General features: G+C 64.3%; 16 protein-coding genes and 1 pseudogene. 2 read left to right on the plus strand and 15 right to left on the minus strand.

Going from position 1 to position 18,234, the window contains the following annotated elements; genetic code table 11:
• Positions 1-5: 5 nt before the first annotated feature.
• The 8 genes from PVA39_RS05670 to PVA39_RS05705 all read right to left on the minus strand — a co-directional run bounded on the left by PVA39_RS05670 (position 6) and on the right by PVA39_RS05705 (position 9,185).
• Positions 6-218: a DUF1127 domain-containing protein gene (locus tag PVA39_RS05670; protein WP_093503958.1), complete on the minus strand. Its 213-nt coding sequence runs from the start codon at positions 216-218 to the stop codon at positions 6-8.
• Positions 219-606: 388 nt separating this feature from the next.
• Entirely contained in the window at positions 607-2,043 is a 1,437-nt protein-coding gene (locus PVA39_RS05675; RefSeq protein WP_274123171.1) for an NAD(P)(+) transhydrogenase (Re/Si-specific) subunit beta, read from the minus strand.
• A 3-nt stretch (positions 2,044-2,046) separates the two neighbouring features.
• Entirely contained in the window at positions 2,047-2,358 is a 312-nt protein-coding gene (locus PVA39_RS05680) for an NAD(P) transhydrogenase subunit alpha (protein WP_074881214.1), read from the minus strand.
• 52 nt (positions 2,359-2,410) lie between these two features.
• Positions 2,411-3,529, minus strand: coding sequence for a Re/Si-specific NAD(P)(+) transhydrogenase subunit alpha (locus PVA39_RS05685; RefSeq protein ID WP_274123173.1), 1,119 nt, complete (start codon positions 3,527-3,529; stop codon positions 2,411-2,413).
• A gap of 538 nt (positions 3,530-4,067) precedes the next feature.
• Entirely contained in the window at positions 4,068-4,439 is a 372-nt protein-coding gene (locus PVA39_RS05690; protein WP_093503952.1) for a hypothetical protein, read from the minus strand.
• A gap of 24 nt (positions 4,440-4,463) precedes the next feature.
• Complete coding sequence (locus PVA39_RS05695; protein ID WP_274123174.1) at positions 4,464-5,273, minus strand: putative RNA methyltransferase; 810 nt, start codon at positions 5,271-5,273, stop codon at positions 4,464-4,466.
• Entirely contained in the window at positions 5,273-6,415 is a 1,143-nt protein-coding gene (gene dapE, locus PVA39_RS05700) for a succinyl-diaminopimelate desuccinylase (protein ID WP_274123175.1), read from the minus strand. Before dapE ends, PVA39_RS05695 begins: the two co-directional genes overlap by 1 nt.
• Positions 6,416-6,575: 160 nt before the next feature.
• Complete coding sequence (locus PVA39_RS05705; RefSeq protein WP_093503946.1) at positions 6,576-9,185, minus strand: glycosyltransferase; 2,610 nt, start codon at positions 9,183-9,185, stop codon at positions 6,576-6,578.
• A 217-nt stretch (positions 9,186-9,402) separates the two neighbouring features.
• Here PVA39_RS05705 and tcdA point away from each other — a divergent pair, with 217 nt between their 5' ends.
• Positions 9,403-10,215, plus strand: a complete 813-nt coding sequence (gene tcdA / locus PVA39_RS05710; protein WP_274123176.1) for a tRNA cyclic N6-threonylcarbamoyladenosine(37) synthase TcdA — start codon at positions 9,403-9,405, stop codon at positions 10,213-10,215.
• Here the strand turns inward: tcdA and PVA39_RS05715 are convergent.
• From PVA39_RS05715 to PVA39_RS05730, 4 genes and pseudogenes are all read right to left on the minus strand, one after another.
• Positions 10,212-10,616, minus strand: coding sequence for a SufE family protein (locus PVA39_RS05715; protein ID WP_274123177.1), 405 nt, complete (start codon positions 10,614-10,616; stop codon positions 10,212-10,214). The two genes, tcdA and PVA39_RS05715, sit on opposite strands and share 4 nt — an antisense overlap.
• Positions 10,613-11,813: pseudogene (locus tag PVA39_RS05720) on the minus strand (aminotransferase class V-fold PLP-dependent enzyme). Before PVA39_RS05720 ends, PVA39_RS05715 begins: the two are co-directional and overlap by 4 nt.
• Before the next feature lie 91 nt (positions 11,814-11,904).
• The gene (gene dapD, locus PVA39_RS05725; RefSeq protein WP_274123178.1) at positions 11,905-12,939 is read right to left on the minus strand and encodes a 2,3,4,5-tetrahydropyridine-2,6-dicarboxylate N-succinyltransferase; all 1,035 of its coding nucleotides are present in this window, start codon (positions 12,937-12,939) and stop codon (positions 11,905-11,907) included.
• Positions 12,940-12,978: 39 nt separating this feature from the next.
• Positions 12,979-13,326 carry an ArsC family reductase gene (locus tag PVA39_RS05730; protein ID WP_274123180.1) on the minus strand — a complete coding sequence of 116 codons (348 nt, stop codon included), beginning with the start codon at positions 13,324-13,326 and terminating at the stop codon, positions 12,979-12,981.
• Between the two features lie 173 nt (positions 13,327-13,499).
• Here PVA39_RS05730 and PVA39_RS05735 point away from each other — a divergent pair, with 173 nt between their 5' ends.
• Positions 13,500-15,140, plus strand: coding sequence for a Na+/H+ antiporter (locus tag PVA39_RS05735; RefSeq protein WP_274123181.1), 1,641 nt, complete (start codon positions 13,500-13,502; stop codon positions 15,138-15,140).
• Between the two features lie 227 nt (positions 15,141-15,367).
• On the opposite strand, the gene PVA39_RS05740 is transcribed toward PVA39_RS05735, so the two are convergent.
• From PVA39_RS05740 to arfA, 3 genes are all read right to left on the minus strand, one after another.
• Positions 15,368-16,519, minus strand: a complete 1,152-nt coding sequence (locus PVA39_RS05740; RefSeq protein WP_274123182.1) for an acyl-CoA dehydrogenase family protein — start codon at positions 16,517-16,519, stop codon at positions 15,368-15,370.
• Positions 16,520-16,678: 159 nt separating this feature from the next.
• On the minus strand, positions 16,679-17,962 hold the full coding sequence (locus tag PVA39_RS05745; RefSeq protein WP_274123431.1) for a lytic murein transglycosylase: 1,284 nt from the start codon (positions 17,960-17,962) through the stop codon (positions 16,679-16,681).
• A gap of 71 nt (positions 17,963-18,033) precedes the next feature.
• Positions 18,034-18,186, minus strand: a complete 153-nt coding sequence (gene arfA, locus PVA39_RS05750) for an alternative ribosome rescue factor ArfA (RefSeq protein WP_075929904.1) — start codon at positions 18,184-18,186, stop codon at positions 18,034-18,036.
• Between the last annotated feature and the right edge of the window lie 48 nt (positions 18,187-18,234).

The raw sequence follows: 18,234 nt of genomic DNA on the forward strand, positions 1-18,234 counted from the left end.
TGCGATTAACGCCAGAACGGCTTGCTCAGCTCGGCGTAACGCTCGCTTTCGCTGATACCGGCGTCGGCCAGCAGGCGAGTGTCGAGGCGTGCCAGCTGGCGGCGGCTGACGATCCGGCGCTGCCACAGGAGCAGGGTGGCCAGGATGTTCAGCGGCAGGCTGGTGGCAGATTTGGACGAGTTATCGACAAGCAGATCGGAACTGAGGGTACGTTCCATGGCGTGCATCCTTCCGCTTTTGGCGGGATTGGTTAAGTTCTGGCGCCTATTTTCGTCCTCGCGCGGAGTTAGCAGTAGCCACAGCTGAAGTAAATTAGCTAAGTACTAGATAGGTTGCTTTGTAACTGTTCTCATTAATTAGATGGTAACTGTACCGGTGTTTGTGAATTTGCCGTGACTTGAACTGTTTGGCAGTTTTTTACCCTGTAAATAGTCTGATTTTTAGAATATTTGTTGCAGTACAGTTGCGATTGTTCGCTGTAGTTGCTTAGCTATTTATTTTTCCGAGCAGGGTTTTTCGCTATCCATCAGCACTGCTGTGCTTTTTCTCTTGACCTCGAATTGCACCTGAAAGGGGCGCGTCCGCTCTACTGCGCCCCTTTGCGGGTCATTCTACGGCCTTGAGCATATCCTCGATGACCTTCTTGGCGTCGCCAAATACCATCATGGTCTTGTCCAGATAGAACAGTTCGTTGTCCAGGCCGGCATAGCCGCTGGCCATCGAGCGCTTGTTGACGATGATGGTCTTGGCCTTGAAGGCTTCCAGGATCGGCATGCCGGCAATCGGCGACTTGGGATCGTTCTTCGCCGCCGGGTTGACCACGTCGTTGGCGCCGAGCACCAGCACCACATCGGCCTGACCGAATTCGGCGTTGATGTCTTCCATCTCGAACACCTGGTCGTAAGGCACCTCGGCCTCGGCCAGCAGCACGTTCATGTGGCCGGGCATGCGGCCCGCCACTGGGTGGATCGCGTACTTCACGGTCACGCCCTTGTGCGCCAGCTTCTCGGTCAATTCCTTCAGTGCATGCTGGGCGCGGGCCACGGCCAGGCCGTAGCCGGGCACGATGATCACGCTGTCGGCATTGCCGAGCAGAAACGCGGCATCGTCGGCGGAGCCGGATTTGACCGGGCGTTGCTCGCCGCCGCCTGCCGTCGGGCCGGCATCGGTCGCGCCGCCGAAGCCGCCGAGAATGACGTTGAAGAACGAGCGGTTCATCGCCTTGCACATGATGTACGAGAGAATCGCGCCGCTGGAGCCGACCAGGGAGCCGGCGATGATCAGCATCGAATTGTTCAGCGAGAAACCGATACCGGCCGCCGCCCAGCCCGAGTAGCTGTTGAGCATCGACACCACCACGGGCATGTCCGCGCCGCCAATGGGGATGATGATCAGCACACCGATCACGAACGCCAGGGCTACCAGTACGGCGAAGGCCGTGAGATTGCCGGTGAAGGTGAAGAACAGCCCGAGGCCGGCGATGGCCAGGCCTATCACCAGGTTGATCAGGTGCTGGCCGGCGAACTGTACCGGCGCTCCCTGGAACAGGCGGAATTTGTACTTTCCGGATAGCTTGCCGAAGGCGATCACCGAGCCGGAGAAGGTGATGGCGCCGATGGCCGCACCGAGGAACAGCTCCAGACGGTTACCGGCAGGAATCGGGTCGGCAATGCTGGCGACAATGCCCAGCGATTGCGGCTCGACGACGGCCGCGATGGCGATGAACACCGCCGCCAGGCCGATCATGCTGTGCATGAAGGCGACCAGCTCGGGCATCTTGGTCATTTCGACGCGCTTGGCCATGATCGAACCGGCGGTTCCGCCGACCAGCAGGCCGACGATCACGTAGCCGATGCCCTTTACCGCCAGCTCGCTGCCGAGTTTATGGATGAGGCCGAGGGTGGTGAGCACGGCGATGGTCATGCCGATCATGCCGAAGGCGTTGCCGCGCCGTGAGGTGGTCGGGTGCGACAGGCCCTTGAGCGCCTGGATGAAGCACACCGAGGCGACGAGGTAGAGCAGGGTGATCAGGTTCATGCTCATCGCTTACTTCTCCACCGCCGCTTTGGCGGCCTTCTTCTTGAACATTTCCAGCATGCGCCGGGTGACCAGGAAACCACCGAACACGTTGACCGCTGCCAGGGCCACGGCCAGGGTGCCCATGGTCTTGCCTAGCGGGGTGACGGTGAGCGCGGCAGCGAGCATGGCGCCGACGATGACGATCGCCGAAATGGCATTGGTGACCGCCATCAGCGGCGTGTGCAGGGCAGGGGTGACGTTCCAGACCACGTGGTAGCCGACGTAGATGGCCAGCACGAAGATGATCAGGTTGTAGATTCCGTCGGAAATCAGATCCATCGCTGTGATCCTTTCTTGTAGTCGTTGGCCTCTCCATAAGGAGAGGAAGGCATCATTTGTTGAGGCGTTTGATCTCGCCGCCCGTGCACATCAGGCAGGCCGCGACGATGTCGTCTTCCAGGTCGAGGTGGAAGACGCCGTCCTTGGTCACCAGCTTGAGGAAATCGAGCAGGTTGCGCGCGTACAGGGCCGAAGCGTCGGCGGCGACCAGGGCGGGCAGGTTGCCGTGGCCGACCAGGGTCACGCCGTGCTTGACCACCACCTTGTCCAGTTCGGTCAGCGGACAGTTGCCGCCCTGGATGGCGGCCAGGTCGATGACCACGGAGCCGGGCTTCATCTCGGCAACCGTGGCTTCGTGCAGCAGCGTCGGCGCCTTGCGGCCGGGAATCAGGGCGGTGGTGATGACGATGTCGGCCTGCTTGGCGCGCTCGTGCACCGCCCTGGCCTGGCGCTCCATCCACGAGGCCGGCATCGGCCGGGCGTAACCGCCGACGCCCTCGGCGCACTCGCGCTCCTCGTCGGTTTCGAACGGCACGTCGACGAACTTGGCGCCGAGGGACTCGATCTGCTCCTTCACGGCTGGGCGCACGTCGGAAGCCTCGATCACCGCGCCCAGGCGTTTGGCCGTGGCGATGGCCTGCAGGCCGGCAACGCCAGCGCCGAGGATCAGCACGCGAGCGGCTTTCACCGTGCCCGCGGCGGTCATCAGCATGGGCATGAAGCGCGGGTAATGGTTGGCCGCCAGCATCACCGCCTTGTAGCCGGCGATGTTGGCCTGGGAGCTGAGTACGTCCAGGCTCTGGGCGCGAGAAGTACGCGGGGCCGCTTCCAGGGCGAAGGCGGTGACGCCGGCAGCGTTGAGCCGGGCGATGGTCTCGTTGCTGAACGGGTTGAGCATGCCGACCAATACGGCGCCGCTTTTCATCAGGGCCAGCTCGGCGTCGCTGGGGGCGACCACCTTGAGAATCAGCTCGGCGCTGAATGCCGCGGCGGCATCGCCGACGCTGGCACCTGCGGCGGTATAGGCCGCATCGGTAATGCTGGCGGCAATGCCGGCACCGCTCTGAACGGTGACCTGATGGCCTTGGCCGATCAGTTTCTTGATGGTTTCCGGCGTCGCGGCCACCCGCGTTTCGCCTGCCTGGGTTTCGAGGGGAACACCAATGTGCACGCTTGCATCTCCTGCGATCGTTGCAGATTCACCCAGAGGGCGGCAGAGGTACGGTGTCGACTAAAGTCGTACCGCGGCATTCTGCAAACAGAGCAAGGCGGTAAGCAATATTCATGGAGTAATTATTTTTCATGACTACAAGTTATCGGAGATATTGTTATTTTTCATGCTGAACTATCTCGATAAAAACTAGGCTTTTAGCGGTTAAAATCGGGTTATTGGCAGTTATCTTGAAGAAATGTCTGTAAAGATGATCGCTAAACGTTTTTTGGGTGCGGCGCGATGTCGCACCGTTCAAAATCATTTACAGGCAGGAAAACGACGTTTTTGAGATTTATGTAGTAGTTTTATAGAGTCGCTACCCTTGTTCAGCAGATGTCCTCAAGGGCCTCCCTGATTGATCAGGAAGGTCCATGTCGTGGGTCATTGGCGAGAAAGTACGGGACTTAAAGGAGGCGAGAGAGTCGCTGGGAGAGTGCAAGCGCCCGGTGCCGGCCAGGCGGCACCGCGGCGATGAGTGCTGAGCTGGAGTCGCTGATCAGCCGGTACGCCAGGTGATTTCCTGCACGCCATCGGCGCTGATGCGCAGCCATTGGTCGGCCTGCTCGTCGCTCTCGTTCTCGTCCCAGCTGCCGGGAGCGCAACGTACTTCCACGTCCAGAGCCGCATAGGCCGCCTGGGCGCAGGCGAGGTCGTCTTCCCATGGAGTGGCATCGCTTTCCAGGTACAGGCTGTGCCATTTGCCTACGGCCTTGGGCAGCCAGGTCACCGGAATGTCGCCGGCGCGGCATTGGAACGTCTGGCCCTTCTGCTGCCAGTCCGAGCAGGGGCCCAGTGCCTGGGTCAGCCAGGCGGCCACGGCCTGGTGGTCGGCGTCCTTCAGGTAGATTTCGATATCCGGTTGGCGCATGTGGGTTCTCATCTGGTCGGGGCGTTAGGACGCGTCTCGCTCGATCCAATCGTAGCGGATGGCGACGGTCACTTCGAAGCGTTCGGCGATCACCGCTGCGCGGCGCTCGGCACTGGCGCGCCAGCCGTGGGGCGTCATCGCCAGCAGGTCGGCGCGGGCTTGCTCGGTCTCGAGCGGCAGGCGAAAGCTCAGCGTTTCGCTGTGCGCCAGGTGCATGCCCGGCGGGATCAGCTCAAGGTGTTTCTGATCATCGTAATCGCGCACTTCGTCGTAGAGCTTCTGGCGCAGTTCCATCAGGTGCTCGCGAGTCGGGCCCATTCGCAGCAGGCCACCGCCGGGCGCGAGCAGGCGCTTGGCCTCCTGCCAGTCCAGCGGGCTGAACACGCTTGCCAACAGCCCGCAGCTGGCATCTGCCAAGGGCACGCGGGCCATGCTGGCGATCAACCAGCTCAACTGCGGGGCGCGCTTGCAGGCACGCTTGACCGCTTCGCGGGAAATATCCAGCGCATAGCCGTCGGCACCCGGCAGGGCTTCGGCGATCTGCGCGGTGTAGTAGCCCTCGCCGCAACCGATATCCAGCCAGCGCTGTGGCTGATAGCCAGCGGCCAGGGCTGCCAGGCGCTCGGCCAGCGGCGCATAGTGGCCGGCGCTCAGGAAGCGGCGACGGGCCTCGACCATGGCGGCATTGTCGCCCGGGTCGCGGCTGTTCTTGTGCTGCACCGGCAGCAGGTTCAGGTAGCCCTGGCGTGCGCGGTCGAAACGGTGGTTGGCCGGGCAGGCCACGCCATTGTCGACGGCGGTCAGTGGCGCCTGGCAGATCGGGCAGGCGAGCATCAGGCGAGCAGCTTGACCAGGGTCTGGTAGTAGATCTCGGTGAGTACATCGAGATCGCTGGCCAGCACCCGCTCATTGACCTGGTGGATGGTCGCGTTGACCGGGCCCAGCTCGACCACCTGGGTGCCCAGGGTGGCGATGAAGCGGCCGTCGGAGGTGCCACCGCTGGTGCTCGGCGTGGTTTCACGGCCGGTCACGCTGCGGATGCTGGTGCTGACCGCATCGAGCAGCGCGCCCGGCTCGGTGAGGAACGGCAGGCCCGACAGCGCCCAGTCGATGTGGTAGTCCAGGCCATGCTTGTCAAAGATGGCATTGACCCGCTGTTGCAGGACTTCAACGGTGGATTCGGTGGAGAAGCGGAAGTTGAACACTGCCTTCAGCTCGCCGGGAATCACGTTGGTGGCGCCGGTACCCGAATTGAGATTGGAAACCTGGAAGCTGGTCGGCGGGAAGAATGCGTTGCCGTCGTCCCAATGCTCGGCCGCCAGTTCGGCCAACGCCGGCGCGGCCAGGTGGATCGGATTCTTCGCCAGGTGCGGGTAGGCCACGTGGCCCTGGATGCCGCGCACGGTCAGAGTGGCGCCCAGGGAGCCGCGGCGACCGTTCTTCACCACATCACCGACCAGGGTGGTGCTCGACGGCTCGCCGACAATGCACCAGTCCAGCCGCTCGTTGCGCGCGGCCAGGCGTTCGACCACTGCCTTGGTGCCGTGGTGCGCCGGGCCTTCCTCGTCACTGGTGATCAGAAAGGCGATGCGGCCCTTGTGATTCGGGTATTCGGCAACAAAGCGCTCGACGGCGATGATCATCGACGCCAGGCTGCCTTTCATGTCCGCCGCACCGCGGCCGCAGAGCATGCCCTGCTCGTCGATCAGGGCATCGAACGGGCCGTGCTGCCAGGCCTGAACCGGGCCGGTGGGCACTACGTCGGTATGGCCGGCGAAGCACAGCACTGGGCCGTCTTCATTGCCGTGGCTGGCCCAGAAGTTGTCCACATCCTCGATACGCATCGGCTCGACGGCAAAACCCAGGGCGGCCAGTCGGCGCATCATCAGCTCCTGGCAGCCCTCGTCCAGCGGGGTGACCGAAGGGCGGCGGATCAGGTCGCAGGCGAGTTCGAGGGTGGGGGACAGGGCCGTCATGGGAGCTCCGGTAAAACTGTGCAGGGCGGGAAGGGCGCATAGCTTAAAGCAAAACGCCCGGGGCTCGTAGGCGTAAGGACGGCCGGGGCCTTGATGAAAACTTCAAACCATAAAAAAACGGCGGCCATTGGCCGCCGTTTTCAGATCAGGCTAACGCCGATCAGACTTTCTGCGCTTCGTTCTCGGCGTCGTCCTGCACCACTGGGATTTCCAGCGGTTTGGGCTGCGAGGAGAGCAACGCCATGATCAGGGCGGCCAGATACGGGAGCGACTGCACCAGCAGCATGATCACCCAGAACTTCACGTCATAACTTGGCAGGCCCTGGACGATGCCGATACCCAGGGCGGCGCCCCACAGCAGCAGCATGACGAACACTTCTTCGCGAGCCTCGGCCAGGGCGACCATCAGGCCGTGGCTGGAGCGCATCTTCGGGGTGCGGAAGAACGGGATGGTCTTGGTGAACATGCCGTACAGCACCGCCTTGGCGATGGTGTGCGACAGCGCCAGGCCAGCCACCGCCGCGCAGAAGGCATCCTTGAGGTTAACGCCCACCGCCCGCTGGTAGAGGAAGATGATCTTGCCGACTTTGAACAGGAACAGCGCAAGCGGCGGAATCGCGAAGATCAGCAGCGGTGGGTCGACCCGTTGCGGCACGATGATCATCGCCGCCGACCACAGCAGCGCACCGGCGGTGAAGAAGATGTTCAGGCCATCGGCGACCCACGGCAGCCAGCCGGCGATGAAGTGATAACGCTGGCCGCGCTTGAGCTCGCTGTCCTTGCCAGCCAGCAGCTGACGGGCGTGGCCCTTCATGATCTGGATGGCGCCGTAGGCCCAGCGGAAGCGCTGCTTCTTGTAGTCGATGAAGGTATCGGGCATCAGGCCCTTGCCGAAGCTGTCGTGGGCGTAGGCGGCCGAATAGCCTTTCTCGAACACGCGCAGGCCCAGTTCGGCATCCTCGCAGATGGTCCAGTCGGCCCACTTCAGCTCGTCCATCACGGTACGGCGGATCATGGTCATGGTGCCGTGCTGGATGATCGCGTTGCGGTCGTTGCGGGTCACCATGCCGATGTGGAAGAAGCCCTTGTACTCGGCGTAGCAGAGCTTCTTGAAGGTGCTTTCCTCACCGTCGCGATAGTCCTGCGGCGACTGCACCACGGCAATTGCCGGGTCGGCGAAGTGCGGCACCATATGCTTGAGCCAGTTGCGGTCGACGCAGTAGTCGGAGTCGATCACCGCCACCACTTCGACGTCCGGCGCGGTGTGCGGCAGGATGTAGTTCAGTGCACCGCCCTTGAAGCCGTGCAGCGGTGCGACGTGGAAGAAGCGGAAGCGCGGGCCGAGTTCCTCGCAATAGTCGCGCACCGGCTCCCACACCGCCGGGTCCTTGGTGTTGTTGTCGATGATCAGGACTTCGAAGTCCGGGTAATCGAGGTTGGCCAGGGCGTCGAGGGTCTGTTTGACCATCTCCGGCGGCTCGTTGTAGCACGGCACGTGGATTGACACCTTGGGGCGGTAATGGCTGTCGCCGACCACCGGGGTGAATGGCCGGCGGCGTTGCGTCCACACCGTCTCGGCCAGCTCGTGGGCCTCGGTGAGCAGTACGATGAACACGCCGATGGCGCCGACGCCGAGCAGCACACCAACCAGAGTGCTGAACCAGGTGCTGTACTGCTGGCTGTAGTCGTAGCCGATCCACACCAGCGCCGAGCCGCCAGCGAAGGCGACGAAGGTCAGGAAGGTGCGGCCGCGCTGGCGCAGGGCACTGCCGTCGATCAGCATCAGCGCCAGCGACAGCAGCGCCATGACCACCGAGGCGACGGCCAGCATGCGCCATTTCGGAATGGCGACTACCGGGCCTTCGAAGTTGAATTTCGGCTGGCGGTCGAGGTTGTAGACGCCCCAGTAGGCACCCACCGACCCTTCGTCGCCGGCTTTCCACGGCTGGTCGAAGGCCTCGATCACGAAGTAGTTGTAGCCCTGGGCGTTGAGTGTGGTGACCAGGGTACGCAGGTAGATGGCCTGATCCGCCTGGGTCGCCTCGGCGCCGCCGCGCACCCGGCCGTTGCTCGGCCAGCCGACCTCGGACAGCAGCAGCGGCTTTTTCGGGAACAGTTTCTTCAGGTCGCGGGCGCGGTCCAGGGTGAATTGGGTGGAGTCCTTCATGGGAATGAATTCCCAGTAAGGCAGCACGTGAGCAGCGATCAGGTCGGCGTGGTCGGCCAGCTCCGGGTATTCCTCCCAGATGTGCCACTGCTCGGACGTGGTGACCGGCACCTTGACCGCCGAACGCACGCGGTCCATGTAGGCCGTCAGCTGCTTGACAGTAACCTCGCGGCGGAACAGCGCCTCGTTACCGACCACCACGCGAACCACGCTGCGCGAGTGGTTGGCTATGTCGATGGCCTTGGTGATTTCGCGCTCGTTGCGCTCCTCGTCCGGGCTGATCCACACACCCAGGGTCACGCGCAGGCCAAATTCCTCGGCCAGCGCAGGAATCTTGTCGAGGTCGCCATCCACCGAGTAGGTGCGGATGCTGTCGGTCTGCTTGGACAACAGCTCCAGATCCTCACGCATCTCCTGATCGCTCGGGTAGACGCCGGTTTGCGGGCTCTGCCCCTGCCGGAATGGCGAGAAGGAATAGCCGGAGATCTGTTCCGGCCAATCGGGGGCGGTGACGGGGCGGTTGTAGAGCGCCCAGATACCGGTGAACAAGGCGGCAATCGCCAGGAAAACAACGAGATTGAGACCGAACTTGCGCGAAAGCATGCTGTGTAGGGTTCCGAAGGGTGGAACGGGGAGAAGACCGGCGAGCGCCGGCTGGCGCGCATGCTACTCCGTCGATGATTGACTGTATAGCACAGCTCCGGGGACCTGCCCGGCTATCTGCGCCGGCTTGTATCGCCGCACTGCAATCACCGGCCCGATGGTGCTTGGGAAGCGCTGCCGGCCTTCTTATAATGCCCGCCCGGAAGGAGGAGCCCCCATGTCGTTCGATGAACAGCGTTTCGCCGGTATTGCCCGGTTGTATGGCCGTGAAGGCGCAGAACGACTGGCCGCGGCCCACGTGGCTGTGGTCGGCATTGGCGGTGTCGGCTCCTGGGCGGCCGAGGCGCTGGTGCGTTCCGGGGTGGGCGAAATCTCTCTGTTCGACCTGGACGATGTCTGCGTCAGCAATACCAACCGCCAGGCCCACGCCCTGCAGGGGCAGGTCGGGCGCGCCAAGGTCGAGGTGATGGGCGAGCGCTTGCGGGCCATCAACCCGGCTCTGGTGGTCCACGAGGTGGCCGATTTCGTGACCCGCGAGACCATGGCCGAGTACATCACGGTCGAGCTGGATGCGGTGGTCGACTGCATCGACAGCGTGGCCGCCAAGGCGGCGCTGATCGCCTGGTGCAAGCGCCGTAAGATCGCCCTGGTGACCACCGGCGGCGCCGGCGGGCAGATCGACCCGGCCCAGGTGCAGGTGGCGGATCTGAACAAGACCTTCAACGACCCCCTGGCCGCCAAGGTGCGCTCGACCCTGCGCCGCGACTACGGCTTCTCGCGCACGCCGGGGCGCACCTACAGCGTGCCCTGCGTGTTCTCCACCGAGCAGCTGCGCTACCCTGGCGCGGACGGCGGTGTGTGCCAGAGCAAGGCGTTCGTCGGTGAGGGCGTGAAGCTCGACTGCGCCGGCGGTTTCGGCGCGGTGATGATGGTCACCGCCACTTTCGGCATGGTCGCTGCGGCGCGCATCGTGGACAAAATCGTGGCTGGGGCCAGGCGCCCAAGCGAGCGCGTCGCGCCGCCCGTTTAACCCGCTTCGATCAGCCGGCGCATCTGCTGCACCACGGCGTTCATGCCGCTGGCTCGTGACGGCGACAGCTGACGGGACAAACCGAGCTGGGCGAACCAGTCGGCGATATCCAGGGCGGCCAGCTCGCCTGCGTCAAGGCCGTTGACCCGGGCCAGCAGCACGGCCAGCAGGCCACGTATCAGGCGGGCATCGCTGCTGGCGCGAAAGTGCCAGAGGCCGTCCTGTATTTCACCGCTCAGCCACACCTGGCTTTCACAGCCGTGTACGCGATCCGCTTCATGCCGTTCGGCGAGCGGCTCCAGGCGTTCGCCCCATTGCATCAGCAGGCGCGCGCGCTGTTCCCAGCCGGGGCAGGCGATAAAGGCGTCGAGCGCTTCCTGCGCAGCGGTCGGCAGGGTCATCGCAACAACTCCAGGGCTTTGTCCGCGGCGGCGAAGAAGCGCTGCAGGTCGGCCTCGTCGTTGTACAGGCCGAGGGATACGCGAATCGCGCCGTTCACGCCCAGGCGCTGCAGCAGCGGCATGGCACAGTGATGACCGACCCGCACGGCGATGCCCTGCTCGGTGAGCAGGTGGGCGAGGTCGCCGCTGTGGATACCGTCGACGGTGAAGCAGGCCAGTGCAGTTTTCGGCTCGCCAAGCAGGCGCACACCTTCATGGCGTTGCAGGCCTTCCAGCAACACCCGGTGCAGCGCTGCTTCGTGGCGGCTGACCGCGTCGGCGTCGAGGTGCTCGAGGTAGTCCAGTGCTGCGCCGAGGGCGATCACCCCGGATACCGCCGGCGTACCGGCTTCCAGGCCGAGCGGGGCGGAAGGTCGCGGCGTGATAATCCGCCTGCTGGACCATCTCACCGCCGAACTGCCAGTGGTTCAGGCGCTGCAGCGCGTCGCGCCGGCCGTAGAGCAGGCCGACGCCATCGGGCCCATACAGCTTGTGGCTTGAGCAGACGTAGAAGTCGCAGCCCAGCGCCTGCACGTCCTGGCGGCCATGCACCACCGCCTGGGCGCCGTCCACCACGGTCAGGGCGTCGTGCTTCTGCGCCTGGCGAATCAGCGGCTGCATGTCTTGCCAGCGGCCCAGCACGTTGGATAGCTGGCTGAGGGCGAGCAGCCGGGTACGCGGGCCGATCAGCGCGGTGGCCTGCTGCGGGTCGATATCGCCAGCGGGAGTGAGCGGCAGGACCACCAGCTTCAGGGATTTGCGCGCGGCCAGTTGCTGCCAGGGCAACAGGTTGGCGTGGTGCTCGGCAGCGCTGACGACGATCTCGTCGCCGGCCATGAACACCGACTCCAGCCCATAGGCGAGCAGGTTGAGCGATTCGGTGGCGCCGCGGGTGAAGACGATCTCGTCGCGGCTGGCCGCATTCAGCCAGCGGGCCGCCTTGTCACGGGTCGCCTCGAAGGCGCGGGTGGCGCGTTCGCCCGGCAGGTGCTGGGCACGGTGCACGTTGGCAGCGCCGCCAGCGTAGTAGGCCAGCAGGGCATCGAGTACGGCCTGCGGCTTTTGCGCGGTCGCGGCGCTGTCGAGGTAGGTCTGGCCGTCGGCGTCGAAGGCCCCGAGGCCGGGGAAGTCGGCGCGCCAGGGGGAAATCAGGGTCATCCGGATCTCGTCACGCTGGATGTGAAAACGGGCTGTGCCCACGAAGACGTCAGTCTATCGCGCGCACAGCCCGTTCGGGCGAAGCCTGGGCTCAGTTGTGAGCGTGCAGGGCTTCGTTCAGCTCAATGGCCGACTTGTTGGTCTTGCACTCGACCGCGCCGCTCTGCGAGTTACGACGGAACAGCAGGTCGGCCTGGCCAGCCAGATCACGACCCTTGACCACCTTGACCAGGTTGTTCTGGTCGTCGAGCAGGGAGATCTTGGTGCCGGCGGTGACGTACAGGCCGGCTTCGACGATGTTGCGGTCACCCAGCGGGATGCCGATACCGGCGTTGGCGCCGATCAGGCAGCCTTCGCCCACGGAGATGACGATGTTGCCGCCACCGGACAGGGTGCCCATGGTCGAGCAGCCGCCGCCCAGATCCGAACCCTTGCCGACGAACACACCGGCGGACACGCGACCTTCGATCATGCCCGGGCCGGCGGTACCGGCGTTGAAGTTGACGAAGCCTTCGTGCATCACGGTGGTGCCTTCGCCGATGTAGGCGCCCAGACGAACCCGTGCGCTGTCAGCGATACGTACGCCGCTCGGCACCATGTAGTCGGTCATTTTCGGGAACTTGTCCACCGAGAACACTTCCAGCAGGTCGCCCTTCAGGCGCGCTTCCAGTTGGCGCTCCGGCAGCTCGGCCAGGTCGACCGCACCCTGGCTGGTCCAGGCGACGTTGGGCAGCAGCGGGAAGATGCCGGTCAGGTTCAGGTCATGTGGCTTGACCAGGCGGTGGGACAGCAGGTGCAGCTTGAGGTAGGCCTCGGGCGTGCTGGTCAGGGCGGCGTCTTCGGCCAGCAGGGTGGCGACCAGCGGCTTGGCGCTTTCGGCCAGGCGGGTGAGCAGCGCGGCTTGTACCGAGTCGACGTGCTTCAGGGCGCTGGCCAGTTCACCGGCTTGCTGATTGGTGATGGCGATGGCCTGGTTGCCGCCGGTATAACCGAGTTTCTCGGTGACCTTGGCGACCAGTTCGGCGCTCGGGTTGAGCAGCGGCTGGGCGTAGAACACTTCCAGCCAGGTGCTTTGACGGTTTTGCGTGCCGACCCCGAAGGCCAGGCTGAACAGAGTATTGGACATGAGCTTTTCCTTGCAGCGAATTCGATTGAGGTGGCGATATCAGGCCAGTTCGGCGGCGTAACGCTCGGGTTTGAAACCGATCAGGGTGCGGGGGCCAAGGTCCAGCACCGGGCGCTTGATCATCGACGGTTGGGCCAGCATCAGGTCGATGGCCTTGGCCTGGTCGAGATCGCTTTTCTGCGCGTCGTCGAGCTTGCGGAAGGTGGTGCCGGCACGATTGAGGATGGTTTCCCAGCCGTGTTCGTCGCACCATTTCTGCAGGTTGCCGCGGTCGATGCCGGCGGTCTTGTAATCGTGGAACTGGTAAGTGGCACCGCGCTCGTCGAGCCAGGTGCGGGCCTTCTTCATGGTGTCGCAGGCCTTGATGCCATAAAGCACGTAACTCATTGGTCTACCTCTGGAGGACTCCACTCGTCGAGTCCCCGTTGCTGCTTGTGAATACCGAGGCCGCCGATTATGCCACGTCGATTCGGCTTGCGGCGCATCCGCCTGCACGCTGCTGGCGTTAGAATGCACCGGCCCTCGCCAGGCGGCCGCTATCGCAAAGGATCTCTCCTCACATGCAGCTTCTCTACACCATTCTGATCATGTTGCTGGTGGTCAGTGGCACCCGTATCAGCGCGCAATTCATTCCCTTGCCGCTGCCCATCCTGCAGATCCTCATCGGCGCCTTGCTGGCGGTGCCAGCGCTGGGCCTGCACGTACGCCTGGACCCGGAGTTGTTCCTGCTGCTGTTCATCCCGCCGCTGCTGTTCGTCGATGGTTGGCGCATGCCCAAGGGGCAGTTTCGCAAACTGCGCGCGCCGATCCTGTTCCTGGCGTTCGTGCTGGTGTTCGTGACTATTCTGGGCGCCGGATATTTCATTCACTGGTTGCTGCCCCAGGTTCCCCTGGCCGCCTGTTTCGCTCTGGCAGCGGTGCTATCGCCGACCGATGCGGTGGCGGTATCGGCGATTACCCACGGGCGCCTGCCCAATACGCTGAACAATCTGCTGCAAGGCGAAGCCTTGATGAACGATGCCTCCGGTCTGGTGGCATTCAAGTTCGCCGTGGCGGCCACCCTCACCGGGGTGTTCTCGTTCACCGATGCCAGCCTGCAGTTCGTGCTGGTAGCCGCCGGCGGCCTGCTGATCGGCATGGCGCTGAGTTACCTGCTCGGTCGCCTGCGCGCCTGGATGATCGCCCGAGGCTGGGAGGAGCCGGCGCCCCATGTGCTGCTCATGCTGCTGCTGCCTTTTGCGGCCTATGTGGCGGCCGAGCACCTGGGGCTGTCTGGAATTCTCTCGGCGGTGGCGGCCGGCATGATGCAGAGCCGCCTCGACCTGTTGCCACGGCAGACCACCACGCGGCTGCTCAACCGTGGCGTATGGGCGATGCTCGAGTTCACCTTCAACGGCCTGATATTCCTGCTGCTGGGCCTGCAGTTGCCGGACATCATCAAGGCGGTGATCGGTGATCATGCCGACGTCTGGCACCTGCTGTGGCCGGCGCTGGGCTATGTGCTGGCGATCTACGGAGTGTTGATGGTGCTGCGCTTCGTCTGGGTGTACTGCTACTGGCGCACCTCCGGCATGCTGCGGCGCTGGCGGGGCAAGTCGACGCGCTTCGCCGGTCAATCGCGCATCGCGCTGACTGCGGTGCTGACCATCGGCGGCGTGCGCGGTGCGGTGACCCTGGCGGGCGTGATGTCGCTGCCGCTGCTGCTCAACAATGGCGAGGCCTTTCCCGAGCGGAACCTGCTGATCCTCATCGCTGCCGGGGTGATCCTGGTGTCGTTGCTGGTCGCCAGTGTGCTGCTGCCCCAACTGCTGCCGCGGCTGCCCCAGGACAACGTGGCGCGGCACGAGGCCGAGCTCAATCAGCACCGCGCCCAGGTGCTAGAGGCGGCGATCCGCTGTCTGGAGGCTGATGAGGAAAAAGCCGCCGATACCGACAGCGCCATCGCTACGGCCGAGATCCGCGCCAAGCTGATGAGCGAATATCGCGACCTGCTCGAACGCGCACGCACCCGGCGTGCCGAGGAGTCGCGCGAGCACCAGCGCCAGTGCGACCAGCTCGAATACCGCATGCGCCTCAATGCCCTGCGCACCCAGCGGCTGGAGCTGTACCGGATGCGCAAGGATCATCAACTGGACGACGACATGCTGGCCGAGATCCTCCGCGATCTGGATAACGCGGAGGCGCGGCTGCTCAAGGGGTAGTGAAGGTGCTTAGATGCTGTTCATGATCTCAGCCCAGGTTCGCCGACTTTGGTAGCTAAGTGGCGGTAGCGGTCGGTGAGCAGAACACTTTTGTAGGAGAGGCTTTAGCCGCGAGCTCTTTGTTTGCCTTGATAAAAAGCGCGGGGCCAAAGTCCCTCCTACATGCTCACCGTCTGCTTCTGCCTTGTAGCTGCCGCGCCATGCACGCAACAATTGTGAACAGACTGCTAGAGCACGTAGTGCTTGAGTTCCCGGGCGATCAGTAGGCGCTGGATTTCGCTGGCGCCTTCGTAGATCTGGGTGATGCGCGCATCGCGGTAATAACGCTGCACCGGGAAGTCTTCTAGATAGCCGTAGCCGCCGTGCACCTGCAGCGCCTTGGAGCATACCCGTTCGGCCATTTCCGAGGCGAACAGCTTGGCCTGGGAGGCTTCCGACAGGCATGGCTGGCCGGCGCTGCGCAGGCGTGCGGCATGCAGGGTCAGCAGGCGGGCGGCGTTGATCTGGGTGTGCATGTCGGCCAGCAAATTGGCGATGCTCTGGTGTTCGCCAATCGGCTTGTCGAACTGTACCCGTTCGCGGGAGTAGAGCAGGGCGGCTTCGAAGGCAGCACGGGCGATACCGACCGCCTGGGCGGCGATGCCGATGCGCCCGCCTTCGAGATTGGACAGGGCGATGCTCAGGCCCTTGCCGCGTTCGCCGAGCAGGTTGGCGGCAGGAATGCTGCAGTCGTCCAGGGTGATGGCGCAGGTATCCGAGGCGCGGATGCCCATCTTGTGTTCGCTGCGCTCGATGCGAAAGCCCGGGGTATTGGTGGGCACCAGAAAGGCCGAGATGCCCTTTTTACCCAGCTCGGCGTCGCTGACCGCGAAGACGATGGCCAGGCCGGCGCGGCGGCCATTGCTGACGAACTGCTTGGCGCCATTGAGTACCCAGCGGCCGTCGCGCAGCTCGGCGCGGGTGCGCAGGTTGTGGGCTTCGGAGCCGGCCTGGGGTTCGGTCAGGCAGAAGCAGCCGATAACTTCGCCGCTGGCCAGGCGCGCCAGCCATTCGCCTTTCTGCTCGTCGCTGCCGTAATTGAGCAGCGGGCCGCAGCCCACCGAGTTATGTACGCTCATCAGGGTGCCGGTGGCGCCGTCGGCGGCGGAGACTTCTTCCACGGCCAGGGCGTAGGCCACATAATCCAGATAGCTGCCGCCCCAGGTGTCCGGCACGATCATGCCCAAGAGGCCCATCTCGCCCATCTGGGAGACCGCGGCGTCGTCTATCCAGCCTGCCTTTTCCCAGTTCTGGGCGTGGGGCGCGATGGCGCGCCGGGCGAACTGCCGGGTGCAGTCGCGGATCATGCGTTGTTCTTCGTTCAGCTCGATGTCGTGCATAGCGACCTCTCTGTTGTCATTGACCCGCGCCGGATCACGGCTTTCGGGCAGTCAGGCAGCTGCTGGATCACAGCAGATGCCTGCTACAGAGTCGCCTAGGAACGGGCGAATCGCAAACGCAGAAAAACGCGTGGTGACGGGCGTCACCACGCGGCGGGGTCAGTGCGGCTGGCGCAGCTGTTCGAGCAGCTCGGCATCTGGGTAGCCGTCGGCTGGCCAGCCCAGGTGCAGCTGGAAAGCGCGGATGGCCTTGCGGGTGTTGGCGCCGATGATGCCGTCGGCATGGCCGGAGTCGAAGCCGCGCGCGTTGAGGCGTTCCTGCAGTTCGATGCGCTCGCTGCGGCCCAGCTGGCGGTCGCCCTCTGGCCAGCTGGCCTGTACAGCGTTGCCGCCACGCAGCGCGTCGGACAGCAGGCCGATAGCCAGGGCGTAGGAGGTCGAGTTGTTGTAGCGCAGGATGCTGCGGAAGTTGTTGAACAGCAGGAACGCCGGCCCACGGTGCCCAGCGGGCAGCAGCAGGGTGGCGGTGGCGTCGTCGCGCGGCGGGCTCAGTGGCTGGCCCATCGGTCGCACGCCCAGCTCGCGCCACTGCGCCAGGTTGCGGCGCACTTCCGGGTCGGCCTGGGCGTAGTCGAAGCCCTTCGGCAGATGGACTTCGAAGCCCCAGGGCTGGCGCAGCTGCCAGTTGCCGCTTTGCAGGTAGTGAGCGGCGGAGGCCAGGGCATCGGCGGTGGAGGTCCACACGTCGCGCTTGCCGTCGCCGTCGAAATCCACGGCATGCTCGTTGTAAGTGGTGGGCATGAACTGGGTCTGGCCCATGGCGCCGGCCCAGGAACCGACGAGGCTTTCCGGAGCGATGTCGCCATGCTGGAGAATCTGCAGCACGGCCAGCAACTGCCCCCGCCAGAAGGCCTGACGGCGGCCTTCGTAGGCGAGGGTCGCCAGCGAGCGCACCACGTTGTGGCTGCCTATGTTGCTGCCGAAGTTGCTCTCCAGGCCCCAGATGGCGACCAGGGTTTCGGCGTCAACGCCGTAACGCTGGTCGATCTGGTTGAGGGTGGCACGGTTCTGGGCCAGCAGAATGCGCCCGCGAGCGACCCGGCTCGGCGACACCGCGCCCTTGAGGTATTCCCACACGGGGCGGCTGAATTCGGGCTGGCTGCTGTCGGCCTTGACCACATCCGGGTTGGGCGTCACGCCGGCGAACGCGCGGTCGAACAGGGTCGGGCTGATACCAGCGGCGATGGCGTCGCTGCGCAGCAGGTCGCGCCACTGTTCGAAGGTCAACTGCTGGTCGACGGGCTGGCTGTTAGCATCGGTTGCACTCGGCGCGGCACTCGTGGACGCCAGGGGCTGAGCAGGGGCATCGGCGCAAGCCGTGAGCAAAAGCAGGAAGCTGGCCGCAGCGGTGGCAGGCAGGCCGCGAATGAACAGGTTGGGCATGGTCATCTCAACACGTTTTGCAGGCGACCACCTTAGCACGGATGAGGGGAAATTCGGGCCGGGCGAGTTTTTCAAGCCGCCACAAACGAACAAGCCTCCCAGTTTTGCTGGGAGGCTTGGCGGTTGTAGCTACCTTTTCCTTTGCCGGGGCGCTCCTGGCGTGAGCGGAACAGCGGCTGGGCGATGATGGATTTGGCCTTGTTGGGGCGCTTCTTCTTGCTCATGGCAGATCCTCGATCGATGCCCGCCCGGATAGCGAGCGGCGCGAATGA

The sequence above is a fragment of the Pseudomonas sp. CNPSo 3701 genome (assembly GCF_028674975.1).
Classification (GTDB): domain Bacteria; phylum Pseudomonadota; class Gammaproteobacteria; order Pseudomonadales; family Pseudomonadaceae; genus Aquipseudomonas; species Aquipseudomonas straminea.

Bases quoted from the DNA above. Each gene is read 5' to 3' on its own strand.
- PVA39_RS05670 (WP_093503958.1), bottom strand. From the start codon at position 218: ATGGAACGTACCCTCAGTTCCGATCTGCTTGTCGATAACTCGTCCAAA.
- PVA39_RS05675 (WP_274123171.1), bottom strand. From the start codon at position 2,043: ATGAGCATGAACCTGATCACCCTGCTCTACCTCGTCGCCTCGGTGTGC.
- PVA39_RS05680 (WP_074881214.1), bottom strand. From the start codon at position 2,358: ATGGATCTGATTTCCGACGGAATCTACAACCTGATCATCTTCGTGCTG.
- PVA39_RS05690 (WP_093503952.1), bottom strand. From the start codon at position 4,439: ATGCGCCAACCGGATATCGAAATCTACCTGAAGGACGCCGACCACCAG.
- PVA39_RS05695 (WP_274123174.1), bottom strand. From the start codon at position 5,273: ATGCTCGCCTGCCCGATCTGCCAGGCGCCACTGACCGCCGTCGACAAT.
- dapE (WP_274123175.1), bottom strand. From the start codon at position 6,415: ATGACGGCCCTGTCCCCCACCCTCGAACTCGCCTGCGACCTGATCCGC.
- PVA39_RS05705 (WP_093503946.1), bottom strand. From the start codon at position 9,185: ATGCTTTCGCGCAAGTTCGGTCTCAATCTCGTTGTTTTCCTGGCGATT.
- tcdA (WP_274123176.1), top strand. From the start codon at position 9,403: ATGTCGTTCGATGAACAGCGTTTCGCCGGTATTGCCCGGTTGTATGGC.
- PVA39_RS05715 (WP_274123177.1), bottom strand. From the start codon at position 10,616: ATGACCCTGCCGACCGCTGCGCAGGAAGCGCTCGACGCCTTTATCGCC.
- dapD (WP_274123178.1), bottom strand. From the start codon at position 12,939: ATGTCCAATACTCTGTTCAGCCTGGCCTTCGGGGTCGGCACGCAAAAC.
- PVA39_RS05730 (WP_274123180.1), bottom strand. From the start codon at position 13,326: ATGAGTTACGTGCTTTATGGCATCAAGGCCTGCGACACCATGAAGAAG.
- PVA39_RS05735 (WP_274123181.1), top strand. From the start codon at position 13,500: ATGCAGCTTCTCTACACCATTCTGATCATGTTGCTGGTGGTCAGTGGC.
- PVA39_RS05740 (WP_274123182.1), bottom strand. From the start codon at position 16,519: ATGCACGACATCGAGCTGAACGAAGAACAACGCATGATCCGCGACTGC.
- PVA39_RS05745 (WP_274123431.1), bottom strand. From the start codon at position 17,962: ATGCCCAACCTGTTCATTCGCGGCCTGCCTGCCACCGCTGCGGCCAGC.
- arfA (WP_075929904.1), bottom strand. From the start codon at position 18,186: ATGAGCAAGAAGAAGCGCCCCAACAAGGCCAAATCCATCATCGCCCAG.